The following is a 15,450-nucleotide window of genomic DNA, read 5'->3' as shown; positions in this document are numbered from 1 at the left end:
CCCAGCCATGCCCCCAAACGCCCATCGACGGGCCACCATCGCAGACGTCGCCCGCGCCGCCGGCGTATCCCGGGGTACCGTCTCCCGTTACCTCAACGGCGGGCACTGGGTCTCCCCGGAGGCGCAGCAGGCCGTACGGAAGGCCATCAAGGACACCGGATACATCGCCAGCGCGACGGCTCGCCAGCTGCGCACCGGCCGCAGCCGCACGGTGGCCTTCCTCGTGGACGAGGAGCCCGCGATCTTCTTCGCCGACCCCAATTTCGAGGTGCTCGTCGCCGCCGTGAGCGATGAACTGGCCGCCCGCAACCTGTCGATGGTGGTGCTGCTGGCCGGCAGTGAGGAACACGCCGACCGGGCGGTCGACTTCCTGCGCAGCGGTGCCGTGGCAGGCGTCGTCACCGCGTCCGTGCACGCCCGCTACCACACGCTGGAGAAGATCGTCGACGCGGGGGTCCCGGTGGTCAACTGCGGCTTCCCGCGCACGATGGCCGATCGCATCAGCTACGTCATGGCCGACGAGGTCATGGGCGGGACTCTCCTCGGCGAGCACCTGGTGGCCAGCGGCGCAACCCGGATCGGCGTGGTCGCGGGCCCCGAGGACTCTCCAGGCGGCACGCTCCGTTTGGACGCATTCCGGGAGGCGGTAGGGGAATGCCTGCCGCCGTACAACATCCGCTTCGGCGATTACACGCGTGCCTCCGGGCGCTCACTCACGGCCGACCTGCTCGACGACGACCCCGCCATCGACTGCATCTTCGCCGCCAGCGACGTGATGGCGGCCGGCGCGTTGGAGGAGCTCCGCGGCCGTGGCCGCGCCGTCCCGGACGAGGTGCTACTGGCGGGCTTCGACGACTCCGTCGCTGCGCGGCAGACCTCGCCGAAGCTGACCACGGTGCGTCAGCCCTTCGACGTCATCAGCAGGCAGCTGGTCGACGTGCTCATGCGTGAGGTCGACGACGGCGTCCGCGCCGCGATCACGGTCCCGGTCGAGCTCGTCGTACGCGAAAGCACCAGTCGTTAGCCCGCCCGTTCACCCAGCCGCGCCCGGCGAACCAGTTTGCGCAGCTCGTCCACCGTGCGTCAGCGCTGTTGCCCCCGTGCCCCAGCTCTTGGATCCGTCGTCGGCCTGTATGAGGCGGCCAATCGCGGACGACAAGTATTCAGGCTTCACTGGCGCTCATGAACCTCATGATGAGTCCGCCAGGTGAGGTTAGGCGACGGTGGACCCGGACACGATGAGGTGACCGGGAATCTTCTCAACTCCGGGATGCAGGTGGCCCTCCATCGCCTCGCGCAGACGTTTGGCCGCGATTCGGCCGATGCGCTCGAGACCCATATCGATGGTTGTCAGGCCCGGTCGACAACCTTCGACGACCACCCGCCAGTTGTCATGCCCTGTTACTGCTACGTCTCCGGGCACGTTCACACGATGGTCGCGGAGGTAGTCCAGCGCGCCACGAGCGATCTGGTCGTTTCCACACACAATGCCGTCAACGGCCGGATCCCGACTCAGGAGCGCACGAGTGGCACTGCGTCCCCACACCTCGCTCCACTCGCCATACAGAGGGCTTCCGCCAACGAGTTCCAGCCCCGCTTCGGCCAGCGCGGCCAATGATCCAGCGGCGCGGTCGACTGATGCGCCGTAGTCTTGGTCCCCCTGGATGATCGCGATATGCGACTTGCCCTGGGCGATGAGGTGCTCGGTCGCCATGTGGCCAGCTAGGACATTGTCTGCGACGATGGACGTGTCGGAGGGGTCGACGGACGGCGCATAAGCGTAGACAACTGGTACGGGGATCCGCTTACCCAGGGAGGGGCGCGGGTCGGGGCGGGCGCCAACAACAACGAGCCCATCCACCCTGCGTTCGAGCATGCTGGCGAGGTGGTGCTTCTCGCGGATCGAGTCACCTCGTGCGTCACAGAGCATGACGGAGACCTCGTTCACGCCGAACGCGTTCTCGATTCCCATGAGCAGAGGGATCGAGAAGCGACCCACAAGATCGTGGGTTATGAGGCCGACGGTGTTGGTCCGACCGGTCGCGAGGCTACGCGCGACTGTACTGGGGGAGAACCCGAGACGCCGGGCGGCTTCACGAACGCGGGAACGGGTCGAGGGACTCACTCCGTCGCGGCCGTTGAGCGCCTTGGAAGCAGTCGAAAGGGAAACGTTTGCCCGGTCGGCAACGTCCGCGAGCGTGACGGGACGGTCAGGATTGGCCTCACTCCCGGGTTGAGCGCGACTTTCGAAAGTGGCTGCGCGTGTCATGGGGAGACCGTACCGCTCCAGACGTCGCTGCACAAGTGCCGGAATGTCGCCTAAAGATGCCCATGACAGCGAGGTTGACCAGCTACTACAGCCCGAAAGACTCCCGCTTGCGCTGAAACCTCCGAGCAAGTAATCTCGGTTTCGCAAGCGCTTTCTATGACGCGAGACACGGCTGGTACATGGAAGCGCTGGACCCGCTCAATGTCGAGATGGAGATACTCATGAGCACTCGAATGATGACCCGTCGCAGCCTCGTACGGACCACCGCAGTCGTCAGCGCCCTCGTTGCCGCCGGAGGCTTGACCGCGTGCGGCAGTAAGTCTGGTGGTTCCGGCGCTTCCGAGGACGTCGATATTCCGGCGGAAGGTACAGACGACGGCACCACCCTCACCATGTGGTCACGTGCCCCCTTGGAGCGCCAGGTCAACAACGCTGTCGACGCCTACAACGCCGGTCACAAGAACCAGGTCAAGGTCGAGCTCCTTCCGAACGACGACGTCGAAGGCAAGGTCGGCGCCGCCATCCAGTCCGACGGTCTTCCCGACATTCTCGCCGGCGATGTCGTCCGCATCCCCTACTGGGTGCAGCAGGGCGTCTTCCGGAACATGACCGAGCAGATCAACGGCCTGAACAACCTCGCCAATCTCCAGCAGGGCCACATCGACGCCGGGACGGTCGACGACAAGAAGTACACCCTTCCCTTCGTCACCGACATCTCGGTGATGGTATGGAACAAGGACCTCTACCGCGAAGCTGGGCTGGATCCGGAAGTCGGTCCCACCACTCTGGCGGAGTTCAAGGCCCAGGCGACCGCTGTCGCCGGGCTCGGCAAGGACAATGTGGCCGGAACCTACACCCTCGGGTCGTCCGGCGGCGGCTTGACCTTCACAATCTTCCCCATGCTGTGGGGCAACGGCGAAGAGGTTCTCAGTGAGGACGGGATGCAGTCCTACATGGCCTCCGCCTCCGCTAAGCGGATCTATTCCGCCTTCAACGACCTCGCGAAGCTCGATGGAGGCATCGGTGCCGGCTCTCAGGAGGAGACCGGGGCCACCTGGACTGCGCCCTTCGCCGAGGGACGCGTCGGCGTCATGCCCTACGCCTACACCTCTGTGGCGGCACTCTTCGACACCGCGGACTTCGAGATCGGTGTGTGCGCCATTCCGGGCATCGACGGTGGTAGCTCGACCTTCCTCGGCGGCGACGCCATTGGCATCTCGCGTAACTGCACAAATCCTGCTCAAGCCTGGAACTTCATTTCCTGGCTCATGACCGACGAGGCGCAACAGCAGGTCTTCGCAGACAACAATGACACTGCGTCCTCGCTGACGGTGCTCGATACCGGCTATAAGGATGCCGACGAGCGCACCCGCATTGCCAATGCCACTATCGCCAACGGACGCACCCCCGTCGCCGTCAATTACGCCGAGGCATTCAACGCCGCCGGCAGCCCCTGGCAGCTACTGATTCAAAATGCTATCTGGGGTGATGGTTCACAGATCGATGCCCAAAACGACGCCATCAACGCGGTCCTCGCACAGTGACCCCGGTTCTGCGTCAACTGCCAGCTCAAAGGCCAGCGCTGTCCGGTGTCGTCCGAGACCTGTGTAACGACGATGTCGGGCCGCATCCCAAGCTCCGGAGTACTTATGATTCAGCACAAGCCGTTCTTTGAGGATGAGCAACGGCACCGGCGTGCAGTGCACCGTCAGTGGTGCCGTGGTGGTGCCTTCGTTGCCCCCACAATCATCATGCTCGTTTTCTTCTTCATCGTGCCGATTGTGCTCGTCGTCGTGATGTCGGTGTCGAGGTGGACTTTGCTGGGAGGGCGTATGGGCGTCGCATTCCCAGACAACTTCAGGAGGGTATTCTCAGACCCGCTGCTCGGGCAGTCGGTCATCTTCACCCTCAAATACACGGTCGTCACCACAATCATCCTTCAGCCGATAGCCGTAGCCCTTGCGCTGCTCATACAGCAGTCGCGCCGATGGAACTCCATTGTGCGTACGGTCGTTCTCTTGCCCGCCGCGCTCGGAATTGCCTCGGCATCCCTGCTCTTCTACGCCATCTACTCTCCGCAGGTAGGACCGGTGACAAAGATCCTGGACGCCGTCGGATTGGCAGATGCCGGGACCTCGGTCCTCGGTACGCCTAATGGAGCGCTCGTCGCGACAGTAGTCCTCGTAGTGTGGCGCTTCACCGGTTACTACATGATCCTCACGTTGGTGGGGGTGCAAGCAATTCCTAACGAGGTCTATGAGGCCGCCAAGATCGATGGGGCGGGACCCTGGAGGACTTTTACTGATGTAACTTTCCCTCTGCTCAAGCCCACGCTTGCCATGACAACCATCATGTCCATCACCGGATCTCTGCTTGCCTTCGATCAGTTTTTCATCCTCACGAAAGGCGGCCCCAATAACGCTACGATGACGGTTGTCCAGCTCATCTACAAGTACGCTTTCGAGACCAAACGCGATCTTGGTATGGCCGCGGCTCTTTCGGTTCTCGTCCTTGTGGCGCTCGTGGCGATCAATGCGATCCAGCTCAGGGCCATGGGTGTGAGTGACTCGGAGGAGGAGATATGAGTGCCAAGAAGCTGAACAAGGGCTTATACTATCTAGGTACGGGCCTGCTCGTGATCTGCTTCGTCGTCCCGCTGATATGGGCGCTTGTCGCGTCGGTCTCTCCGCAGGCGGGAACCTCTCAGACGAGTGGCTACGGCTTCGGAAACTATGCCAAGCTGTTCACCTATGGTGCTGGATTACCCGCCTACCTCACAAACTCAGTGATCATCTCGGTCGTGTGTGTTGTCGTCACGCTTGTAGTGGCGACGAGCGGCGGATACGCGTTCGCCAGGTACCGCTTTCCTTTTAAGAACACTCTGTTCGTGTTGGTGTTGTCCGTCATGATGGTCCCGTATGCCGCGCTGCTCATCCCGCTTATTGTGTGGCTGAAGGACCTTGGCTTGTCGAACTCTCTCGTCGGCGTTGGCTTGGTCTTGGCGCTCTTCCAGCTGCCCTTTTCCATCTTCATGATGCGCAATGCGTTCTCGGCGTTGCCCCAGGAACTTGAGGATGCCGCCCTCATTGACGGCTGTGGGCCTCTGGCCGCCTTCCTGCGCGTCATGCTGCCTTCCGTCGTTCCGAGCTTGGTCACGATCGGCCTGTTCTCCTACCTTGCAGCATGGAACGACTTCATGGTTTCGCTGTACTTGCTCAATATGGACCACTCGCCTCTGCCTCTAGCACTAGTTAACATGCGCCAGCAGACGATCGGAGTCATCGACTACGGGCTTACGACGGCAGGCGTCGTCGTCCTGACTCTGCCCGCCTTCGTTCTCTTTCTGGCGCTCCAGCGCTACTACATCCGAGGTATTACCTCGGGCGCAGTCAAGGGCTGAACCGGCCTCATTCCAAAGGACCACTACCATGACCGTCACTGACACCGCGCCAAGCCCCGTAGCCGCCGTGAAGACACAGGTTGTCCCTACCGTCGGCGCCATCCACTGTCTCGCGCCGCTCACAATGGACGAGGTGACCTTCACCTCCGGCTTTTGGGCGGATCGCCAAACTACCAATGCCTCCGGCACCATTCCCCATTGCTTGGCGTGGGAGGAGCGGATCGGCTGGATTGAGAACTTCGAACGCGCCCGAGCTGGGACAATCGCTGGCCATCACGCGGGCTTGTGGTTCGCAGATTCGGACGTTTATAAACTGATCGAAGCCATGGCCTGGGAGGTAGGTCGCGTTGGAGGCAACCGGCAGGGGCGTGCGCTCGAGACCGAGATTCAACGACTCGGTGCGATAATCGAGGCAGCTCAGGATGACGACGGCTATATCAACACCCGATACGGGAAACCTGGCGTCGAAGACCGTTACACGAACTTCCCCATGGGGCATGAGTTGTACTGCACCGGGCACCTCATCCAGGCGGCCATCGCGCGCCTGCGTTGCGGGAGGAACGCCGATGATGTCATCGTCCGGACCGCCCTACGCAATGCCGACCACGTTTGCGCCACTTTCGGAGTTGGTGGCGTCGAAGCCGTCGGCGGTCACCCCGAGATTGAGGTCGCGCTCGTTGAGCTCTATCGCGCCACCGGCGAGCGCCGTTACCTTGATCAGGCGCAGATCTTTCTCGATCGCCGCGGACACGGCCTGCTTGGGGACTTCGAGTTGGGGCGGGAGTACTTCCAGGACGACACCCCGGTACGCGAGGAGGTAGTTGCCCGCGGCCACGCGGTGCGTGCCCTCTACCTCATGGCCGGTGCCATCGACGCTGCCATGGAACGCGGTGACCGTGATCTCCTGGGTATCGTCCGCGCGCAGTACGACCGCACACTGGCGCGGCGCACGTATCTCACTGGCGGCATGGGTTCGCGCCACGAGGGTGAGTCCTTCGGCGACGACTATGAACTTCCCACCGACCGTTGCTACTGCGAGACCTGTGCGGGCATTGCCTCGGTCATGGTGGCTTGGCGGCTCCTGCTGGCCACCGGCGACGTCCACTATGCCGACGTGATCGAGCGCACTCTCTATAACGTTGTCGCTGCTTCCCCGGCAGCGGACGGCCGCTCGTTCTTCTACGCCAACCCGCTCCAGGTTCGTGTTCCTGGAAAGGAGGTGGCCGCCGGGAAACCGTCGTTGCGGTCCGGGACGAGCCTGCGCGCCCCGTGGTTTGAGGTCTCGTGCTGTCCGACCAACATAGCCCGCACGCTCGCTTCACTGGCCGGTGCGAGCGTCACCCGCAGCGTGGGGGCCGACGTAGCAGTGCCAGAAATCCAGGTCCACCACCTCACCTCGATGAACGTCAGCACGACAGTAACTGCGAAGTGTTGCGGTGATCAGTGCGACGGCGCAGCGGCCGCCCTTGCTTTCCACCTGCGCACCGACTATCCGACCGACGGCCGCATTGTCCTGGTCATTGACGAGGCGCCCGCTTTTCCCGTGCGTCTCGCGGTGCGGATCCCCTCATGGGCGAGTGGAGCGGCCAGACTCGACGGTGCTGTCGTCAAGTCGGCCACGGGTTCCGGTTATGCAGTCGTCGAGGGAGTCCTAGTAGCCGGTGAGGAGCACATCCTCGAGCTACCCATGGCGCCACGTGTGACGCACCCGCACCCGCGCATCGACGCCGTGCGCGGGCAGATAGCCATCGAGCGTGGGCCGCTCGTCTTGTGTGCCGAGTCTGTCGACCTTCCCGAAGGTCTGACCACGGAGGACATTGAGGTCGCTCCGAATGCTGGGCCGATCCTCGACGCCGCAGGACGTGTAACGATAGAGGCGCGTCCAGCTATGACGGCGAACGACTGGCCTTATGACTACAATTTCGCGTCCGGCTCCGGGTCCACATTCGCCCTTCCGCTTGTGCCCTACTACTCGTGGGGAAACCGTGGCCCGGCCACGATGCGAGTGTGGCTGCCGCAGTCGATATCGTGACGTGGCGTCAACAGGCGGGGGCCGCGCTCGCGTTATATGGGGCTCTTACAACCGCCCGCAGGCACCGACCCGCATGAGGCGGCTAATCGTGTGTGAGCGCCCGGCGCACCAGTTTGCGCAGTTCATCCACCCAGAGCACCAGTGAGGCCATGGCCACGGCGACCGCCCAGTGCGCCAGGTCCAGGCTCGCCGTGGAGAAGGCCGCCTGCAGGAACGGCACCTCCACCACCGCCACCTGCAGCACCACGCCCAGCGCGATCGCGCCCCACAGCCACTTGTTGACCAGCAGATGCCGGAAGGCGGAGACAGTCTCCGAGCGCGAGTTCACGGTGTTGAACAGCTGCGCCAGCACCAGGGTGGTGAAGGCCGCCGTGCGCGCCGTCGCCAGATCATCCACGCTCAAGGACGTCTCAATCAGCCCGCCGGGCAGGAAGATGTCGAGGGTGCCCAGGGTCGCCGCCGCCATCACGGCGCCGATCAACAGCACGCCGCGCCACATGGCGGCGTCGATGACCCGCTCGTCGGGGCGGCGCGGAGGCCGCGCCATGACGTCCTCCACGCTCGGGTCCACGCCCATCGCCAGGGCGGGGCCGGAGTCCGTGATGAGGTTGATCCACAGGATCTGCGTGGCCACCAGCGGCAGCACCACCCCGGACTCGGAGTGCCCGCTCAGTCCCACGGCTCCGGCGAACACCACGCCGCCGAACACCGTGAGCACCTCACCCATGTTGGAGGACAGCAGATACCGCAGGAACTTCTTGATGTTGTCGAAGATCCGGCGCCCCTCCCGCACGGCGTCCACGATGGTGGCGAAGTTGTCGTCCGACAACACCATGGTGGCGGCCTCCTTGGTCACCTGCGTCCCGGTCACGCCCATGGCCACGCCGATGTCGGCGGCCCGCAGGGCGGGGGCGTCATTCACGCCGTCGCCGGTCATCGCCACCGTCTGCCCCTGCGCCTTCAGGGCCCCCACGATCCGCAGCTTGTGCTCCGGAGCCACCCGCGCATACACGTTCACCCTGCCGACGGCGTCGGTCAGGGCGGCGTCGTCCATGTCGGACAGCTCCCGGCCGGTAAGCACGCGGGCGCCGGGCGCGGCGATACCCAGGTCGGCGGCGATGCGTCCGGCGGTGGCGGGGTGGTCTCCGGTGATCATGAGCACGCGCACGCCGGCCCGGTGCGCCTCGGCGACGGCGGCGGCGGCCTCCGGGCGGGCGGGGTCAATGATTCCGACGACGCCGGCCAGCGTCAGCCCCTGCTCCAGGTGGTCGAAGACGCCGTCCGTGCCGGCCGCGGCGACGGCGGCAGCCTCGTCGGCGTCCAGGTCCCGGTAGGCCACCGCCAGGGTGCGCAGGGCCCGGCCGGACATGTCCGCGATATGCGCGCTGAACTCCGCGCGCGCCGCCGCGTCCAGCGGCTGGTCGACCTCGCCCACGCGCACGCGGGTGCAGCGCTCCATGAGCACGTCGGGGGCGCCCTTGGCCATCAGGATGGTGGTGCCGTGCTTGGCGTCCGTGTACAGCACACTCATGAGCTTGCGCTCGGAGGTGAAGGGCACCATGCCCACGCGAGTGAAGCGGCCCTCGCGGCTGCCCTGCGTGCCGAGCTTCAACTCCGCCACCAGGAAGGAGCCCTCGGTGGGGTCGCCGACGACGCTCCAAACGCCGTCGTCCTCGGACAGCTCGGTGTCGGAGGCCATGGCCCCGCCGGACAGCACCACGGTGACCTCCTCGCGCAGCGCGCCCGTCAGCGGCTCGCCGTCGGGGTGACCGTCGCCGTCGGCGTCGGGGGCGACGTGCCCATTGGGCTCGTAGCCGATGCCGGTGACCACGGTGGACCCGGAGGCGGTGACCACCTCCTGGATGGTCATCTCCGAGCGGGTCAGGGTGCCAGTCTTGTCCGAGCAGATGACCGAGGCCGAGCCCAGGGTCTCCACGCTGCTGAGCTTCTTGACCACCGCCCGGTGCAGCGCCATCCGCTGCACGCCCAGCGCCAGCACCACCGACAGGATCGCCGGCAGCCCCTCCGGCACGGCCGCCACCGCCAGTGAGACGCCCAGCAGCAGGGCGTCGATGAAGGAGTCCGCGGTCCGCTCCGGCGTGAGCGCCAGCAGGGTGGCCACCACGACGACGGCGATGGCCACCACGATCCCGCCGAGCATCTTGGACACTCGGGTGATCTCCCGCTCCAGGGGCGTGTCCTCGTCCTCGACGGCGTCGAGCATGCGGGCGATCGCGCCCATCTCGGTGGCCCCGCCCGTGGCGGTGACCACGGCCTGGCCGGAGCCCTGGGCCACGGAGGTGCCCCGGTAGACCATGGCGGTGCGGTCTGCCAGGTCGGCGTCCGCGGCGACGGCGTCGGCGCGCTTGGAAACGGCGTCGGCCTCCCCGGTCAGGGAGGATTCGATCACGCGCAGGGAGGCGGCGGACAGCAGGCGGGCGTCGGCGCCCACCTGGTCGCCCTCGCCCAGGATCAGCACGTCGCCGACCACCAATTGGGCCGAGGGGATGGACACGCGCGCCCCGTCCCGCAGCACCGTGCTGGAGGCCTGGGTCATGGCGGACAGGGCGGCGACGGCGTCGGCGGCCTTGTTCTCTTGCACGAAGCCGAGCACGGCGTTGAGGGTGATGACCGCGAGGATCACCAGGGCGTCCACGGGCACGCCGTGCGCGCCCTCCAGCACCCAGGCGATCACGGAGATGACGATGGCGAGGATGAGCAGGTAGACCAGGGGGTCGGCGAACTGGGCGAGGAAGCGGCGCCAGGCCGGCACCGGCGGCTTGCGCGGCAGTTCATTCGGGCCGTCCGCCGCCAGGCGCGCCGCGGCGTCGGCCGAACTCAAGCCGGTGCGTGCATCAGTTCCCAGCGCTGCGGCGACCTCCTCGCCCGGGAGCGACCAGGGCGCGGCAGGAGGCGCGGCGGGGGCAGTCATCCGTGCAGTCACACACGTATCTCACCAGTGTCGACCCCCGGCGTCGAGTCCCGTTCGCCACTAGCGCCGCGTCCTCGATTTTCGGGTGGAGTCCACCGCCGTCCCAGCGTTCTTCGAGGCCGGAGCGGGAATGTGAGCCCCGTATGTGACCCATCCGGCTCCGACGCAGAGAGAATTGTGGGGAGAATAGACGCATCTGACAGCTCAGGCGGTAGCCCAAGGCCGCCCCGGCGTGATGTGATGAACCTGGACCAAGCTGCGGACAGGAATGAGGAGCGCATGGCAGACTCCGCGAATCAGGGCGGCGCCCGCCCCACGGGGCGCAAGCTTGCCCAGGCGGCCAGCGCCGGGCATGTGACCAAGGCGCGCAAGGGTAGGAACTCGAGGACCGTCAAAGACGGTAAGCGACCCGCGGGCCGCGAGAGCAAGCAGGCAGACGCCGCGGCGTCGGGACGGCGTCGGCGGATCAACTACCCGCGCGCCGGCAAGGGGCCGATCCACCGCTGGCTGCCCAGCTGGCGGTTCGTGCTGGGTACCTTTCTGTTCCTGATCGTGCTGGCCGTGGCGGGCTTCACCGCCGCCTACGCCTTGATCAAGGTGCCCGAGCCCAGCGAGTTCGCGCAGGCGCAGACCACCACGGTCTACTACGCCGACGGCACCACCGTGATGGGTGAGTTCGCGGAGATGGACCGCACCATCATCGACACCAGTGAGTTGCCCGACTATGTGGGCAACGCCGTGGTGGCTTCCGAGGACCGCAGCTTCTACTCGAACAACGGCATCGACCCCAAGGGCATTGTCCGCGCCTTCGTCAACAACATGCGCGGCGGCGCCCGCCAGGGGGCCTCCACCCTGACCCAGCAGTACATCAAGAACTACTACGTAGACACCACCAGTTCCTACTCCGGCAAGTTCAAACAGGCGATCATGGCCATCAAGATCGACCGGGAGATGAGCAAGCAGGAGATCCTGGACTCCTACCTCAACACCGTCTACTTCGGCCGCGGCGCCTACGGCATCGAGGCGGCCTCCGAGGCGTTCTTCGATCACCCCGCCTCCGAGCTGACGGTATCGGAGGCCGCGCTGCTGGCGGGCGTCCTGCCCTCGCCGAGCAGTCTGGACCCGGCCCTGAACCCGGATCAGGCCGCCGTGCGCTGGCAGCGCGCACTGGACTTCATGCTTGAGGACGGCTACATCACCCAGGAGGAGTACGACGCCGCCGAGTTCCCCGAAACCGTCGCCACGCAGACGAAGGAGACCTACGGCGGCTCCACCGGCTACCTGCTGCAGATGGTGCGCGCCGAGCTGGAGTCCGACGCCGGCATGGAGGCCGAGGACATCGACACCGGCGGCTACAAGATCGTCACCACGATCGACAAGGAGGATCAGGACGCCGCCGTCGCCGCGGTCGAGAACCTGCCCGAGGGGGCCTCGCCGAATCTGCATGTGGGGCTGGTATCCATCGACTCCTCCACCGGGGGGATCCTCGCCCTGTACGGCGGCGAGGACTACCTGACCAACCAGGTGAACTCCTCCACCGACGCCGTCGCCCAGGCCGGCTCCACCTTCAAGCCCTTCGCGATGGTGGCCGCCCTGGAGAACGGGGACACGCTCGCCAACGGTTACAACGGCGACTCGCCCATGGTCATCGATGGCGCGACCTTCCAGAACTACCAGAACGTCTCCTACGGCTGGTCGGATTTGGTGAAGGCGACCGCCAACTCGATCAACACCGTCTACCTGCAGCTCAACCGGGATGTCCGCCCGGACGTGACCAACGAGGTGGCGGTGCGCGCCGGCTACCCGGAGGACACCCTGGGCCTGGACGCCTACGTCCAGAACGTCCTCGGTTCGGCATCGCCGCACACGGTTGACATCGCTACGGCCTACGCGACCTTTTCCGCGCAGGGCACCAGGCACGACACCCACATCGTCGACACGGTCACCAACTCCGCCGGGTCGGTCGCCTACACCGGTCCCACGGACGGGGAGAAGGTCTTCTCCGACGACGTGATGGCCGACGCCACCTACGCGATGCAGCAGGTGGTCAACTCCGGTTCCGGGACGACGGCGCTCGCGCTCGGACGCCCGGTGGCCGCGAAGACGGGTTCCTCCTCGGACAACAAGTCCGCCCAGTTCGCCGGGTACACCCCGCAGATCGCCACCGCCGTGACCCTCTATCAGACCGGGGAGGACGGCTCGGAGGAGTCGATCACGCCGTGGGGGTACTACGGCGAGATCACGGGTTCCACCTACCCGGCGGACATCTTCACCGAGTACATGACCACGGCGCTCGCGGACCTTCCGGTCGAGTACTTCCCCGAGCGGACCGCCGCCTCCTACTACGCCGGCGGTCTGTACGGCACCCCGGCCCCGGTCGCGCCGGCCGACACCTCCACCGGTGGCGACATCACGACCGAGGAAGACGCCGAGGAGCCGCTCGAGGAGGAGACCGACGCCGAGGAAGAGGCGGACGCTGAGGAGAACGAGCAGCAGCAGAACCCCGATGACCAAAGCACCGGTGGCGTTGGCCAGAATGACGACTCCGGTGGCACCGGCGGTAGCTTCGACCCGGGCACCGGCGGCACCGGGAACACTGGCGGCGGCACCGTTCCAGAAGATGGCTCGGACCAGAATGACGACTCCGGCAACGGGTACGGATACGGCCCGGGCGGCCAGGGTCAAGGCAGGCAGCAAGGCGGAAACAACCAAGGCGGTGGCCAGTAGCCGGGCAGGCCTCCGCCACCCGGCGCGTGGCGCACCGCACGGCGGGCAGCGCCGTCGTCGCCTTTCGGCCTACCGGCGCCCTCGGGTATGGTGACCGACGGACTGCCTGCCCGTGCACGCACCCGCGTACACGGCGGTGCGGTCGAACGCATCACCCTCCTGTCACGGAGAGACCGTGACCGCTTCAGACCAGAGGAGGTGGGTACAAAGTATGCGTCATTACGAGATCATGATCATCCTCGCACCCGAGACGGACGAGCGCACCATCGCTCCCACGCTCGAGAAGATGCTGCAGGTCGTCCCCAACAACGGGGGCACCGTGGACAAGACAGACATCTGGGGCAAGCGTCGCCTCGCGTATGACATCAAGAAGAAGTCCGAGGGCATCTACGTGGTCGTCGACATGACCACCACGCCGGAGATCGCCCAGGAGCTCGACCGTCAGCTCGGCCTGAACGAGTCGGTGCTGCGCACCAAGCTGCTGCGCCCCGAGGCCTGAGCGCGAACCGGAACGGAGACAAGCAATGGCCGGCGATACCGTCATCACGATTATCGGGAATCTGACTGCGGACCCCGAGATGCGTTTCACGCCCTCGGGGGCGGCGGTCGCCTCCTTCACCATCGCCTCCACTCCGCGCAGCTTCAACCGGCAGACGAGCCAGTGGGAGGACGGGGAGACCCTGTTCATGCGCTGCTCGATCTGGCGCGACGCCGCGGAGAACGTGGCCGAGTCGCTGACCAAGGGCACCCGCGTGATCGCGCAGGGTCGCCTGCAGCAGCGCTCCTACACCACCCGTGAGGGCGAGAACCGCACGGTGGTGGAGATGCAGGTAGACGAGATCGGCCCGTCACTGCGCTACGCCAAGGCGCAGGTCACCCGCCAACCCCGCGGGGGTGGTCAGGGCGGCTTCAACCAGGGCGGTCAGGGCGGCGGCTACAACGCCGGCCAGCAGCAGGGCGGTTACCAGGGCTCCCAGGGCGGCGGCCAGCAGGGCGGCTACAACCAGGGCCAGGGATCCCAGGGCGGTTACAGCCAAGGCGGCCAGCAGGGCAGCTACAACGCCCCGGCCGGCGGCGCCGCGGACGACCCCTGGGCCACCGGCGGCACCACCAGCTTCGGCGACGAGCCTCCGTTCTAAGCCAACCTCGCTAAACGCGGTACGCGCCGCGTCGTCATACGCCCGGCTCGACCGGGTGCACAGGCGCCTCCGGGCGCCCACCACAATCTCGCAATAGACCCACGGGCCCTACCCGGCGCCCGAACCAAGGAGTACCACCATGGCGAAGCCTCAGCTTCGTAAGCCCAAGAAGAAGATCGCCCCGGTGAAGGCCATCAAGGTCGGCACCATCGACTACAAGGACACCGCCACGCTGCGGAAGTTCATCTCCGACCGTGGCAAGATCCGCGCCCGCCGCGTCACCGGCGTCTCCGTGCAGGACCAGCGCAAGATCGCCAAGGCCATTAAGAACGCCCGCGAGATGGCCCTGCTGCCCTACACGAGCTCTGCCCGCTGATAGGAGGCGCAACAACATGACCACCAAGCTCATTCTCACGCACGACGTGACCAACCTCGGTGCCGCCGGGGAGGTCGTTGAGGTCAAGGACGGCTACGCCCGCAACTACCTCGTGCCCCGTAAGCTCGCCACCCCGTGGACCAAGGGCGCCCAGCGTCAGATCGACCAGATGGCCGAGGCCCGCCGCAAGCGCGCCATCAACTCCCTGGAGCAGGCCCAGGAGGCCCGCGCCTGGCTGTCGAGCAACGTCATCACCGTGACCGCCTCCGCTGGCGACAACGGCCGCCTGTTCGGTGCCGTCACCACGGCGCAGCTGGCCGACGGCGTCAAGGAGGCCGGTGGCCCCGCCATCGACCGCCGCAAGATCCAGGTCGTCCCCCCGATCAAGTCCACCGGGCGTCACAGCGCCACGGTGCGCCTGCACCCCGACGTCGTCGCCCCCCTCGAGGTCAACGTCGTCGCCGCCCGCTGAGCCGGGCAGCAGCCGATACGAACAAGCACGTCGTAGCCGACGCGCCGCCCGGCGCGTCGGCTACGACTTTTGTGTGGGCGGCACGTCGGATGGAGCATCGGCC

Annotated in this window: 12 protein-coding genes; 10 read left to right on the top strand and 2 right to left on the bottom strand. The window is 66.1% G+C overall.

Annotated elements, in window-relative coordinates:
- Positions 1 to 7 precede the first annotated feature (7 nt).
- Positions 8 to 1,024 carry a LacI family DNA-binding transcriptional regulator gene (locus DRB06_RS02185; protein WP_111819031.1) on the top strand — a complete coding sequence of 339 codons (1,017 nt, stop codon included), beginning with the start codon at positions 8 to 10 and terminating at the stop codon, positions 1,022 to 1,024.
- 189 nt (positions 1,025 to 1,213) lie between these two features.
- Here DRB06_RS02185 and DRB06_RS02180 read toward each other — a convergent pair whose 3' ends face one another.
- Positions 1,214 to 2,269 carry a LacI family DNA-binding transcriptional regulator gene (locus tag DRB06_RS02180; protein WP_111819030.1) on the bottom strand — a complete coding sequence of 352 codons (1,056 nt, stop codon included), beginning with the start codon at positions 2,267 to 2,269 and terminating at the stop codon, positions 1,214 to 1,216.
- A gap of 221 nt (positions 2,270 to 2,490) precedes the next feature.
- Here DRB06_RS02180 and DRB06_RS02175 point away from each other — a divergent pair, with 221 nt between their 5' ends.
- From DRB06_RS02175 to DRB06_RS02160, 4 genes are all read left to right on the top strand, one after another.
- Positions 2,491 to 3,813 (top strand): ABC transporter substrate-binding protein, encoded by a 1,323-nt coding sequence (locus DRB06_RS02175; RefSeq protein ID WP_111819044.1) that lies wholly within the window; start codon positions 2,491 to 2,493, stop codon positions 3,811 to 3,813.
- A 105-nt stretch (positions 3,814 to 3,918) separates the two neighbouring features.
- Positions 3,919 to 4,854, top strand: coding sequence for a carbohydrate ABC transporter permease (locus tag DRB06_RS02170; protein ID WP_220092956.1), 936 nt, complete (start codon positions 3,919 to 3,921; stop codon positions 4,852 to 4,854).
- A complete protein-coding gene (locus tag DRB06_RS02165; RefSeq protein ID WP_111819028.1) occupies positions 4,851 to 5,669 on the top strand; it encodes a carbohydrate ABC transporter permease in 819 nt (272 codons plus the stop codon). The genes DRB06_RS02170 and DRB06_RS02165 overlap by 4 nt, the downstream gene beginning before the upstream one ends.
- A 28-nt stretch (positions 5,670 to 5,697) precedes the next feature.
- Positions 5,698 to 7,701, top strand: a complete 2,004-nt coding sequence (locus tag DRB06_RS02160; RefSeq protein WP_111819027.1) for a glycoside hydrolase family 127 protein — start codon at positions 5,698 to 5,700, stop codon at positions 7,699 to 7,701.
- An 82-nt stretch (positions 7,702 to 7,783) separates the two neighbouring features.
- Here DRB06_RS02160 and DRB06_RS02155 read toward each other — a convergent pair whose 3' ends face one another.
- Positions 7,784 to 10,633: a cation-translocating P-type ATPase gene (locus DRB06_RS02155; RefSeq protein WP_111819026.1), complete on the bottom strand. Its 2,850-nt coding sequence runs from the start codon at positions 10,631 to 10,633 to the stop codon at positions 7,784 to 7,786.
- A 279-nt stretch (positions 10,634 to 10,912) separates the two neighbouring features.
- On the opposite strand from DRB06_RS02155, the gene DRB06_RS02150 reads away from it, so the two are divergent.
- The 5 genes from DRB06_RS02150 to rplI all read left to right on the top strand — a co-directional run bounded on the left by DRB06_RS02150 (position 10,913) and on the right by rplI (position 15,347).
- The gene (locus DRB06_RS02150) at positions 10,913 to 13,360 is read left to right on the top strand and encodes a transglycosylase domain-containing protein (RefSeq protein ID WP_111819025.1); all 2,448 of its coding nucleotides are present in this window, start codon (positions 10,913 to 10,915) and stop codon (positions 13,358 to 13,360) included.
- A gap of 211 nt (positions 13,361 to 13,571) precedes the next feature.
- Positions 13,572 to 13,859, top strand: coding sequence for a 30S ribosomal protein S6 (rpsF, locus tag DRB06_RS02145; RefSeq protein WP_073333348.1), 288 nt, complete (start codon positions 13,572 to 13,574; stop codon positions 13,857 to 13,859).
- A gap of 25 nt (positions 13,860 to 13,884) precedes the next feature.
- Positions 13,885 to 14,499, top strand: coding sequence for a single-stranded DNA-binding protein (locus DRB06_RS02140; RefSeq protein ID WP_108969286.1), 615 nt, complete (start codon positions 13,885 to 13,887; stop codon positions 14,497 to 14,499).
- A 139-nt stretch (positions 14,500 to 14,638) separates the two neighbouring features.
- The gene (gene rpsR, locus DRB06_RS02135) at positions 14,639 to 14,875 is read left to right on the top strand and encodes a 30S ribosomal protein S18 (protein ID WP_073333345.1); all 237 of its coding nucleotides are present in this window, start codon (positions 14,639 to 14,641) and stop codon (positions 14,873 to 14,875) included.
- A gap of 16 nt (positions 14,876 to 14,891) precedes the next feature.
- On the top strand, positions 14,892 to 15,347 hold the full coding sequence (gene rplI, locus DRB06_RS02130; RefSeq protein WP_073333341.1) for a 50S ribosomal protein L9: 456 nt from the start codon (positions 14,892 to 14,894) through the stop codon (positions 15,345 to 15,347).
- Positions 15,348 to 15,450 lie beyond the last annotated feature (103 nt).

The organism is Actinomyces sp. Z5, from assembly GCF_003287795.1.
Classification (GTDB): domain Bacteria; phylum Actinomycetota; class Actinomycetes; order Actinomycetales; family Actinomycetaceae; genus Actinomyces; species Actinomyces glycerinitolerans.
This window is presented reverse-complemented; position numbering and strand designations above follow the sequence as displayed.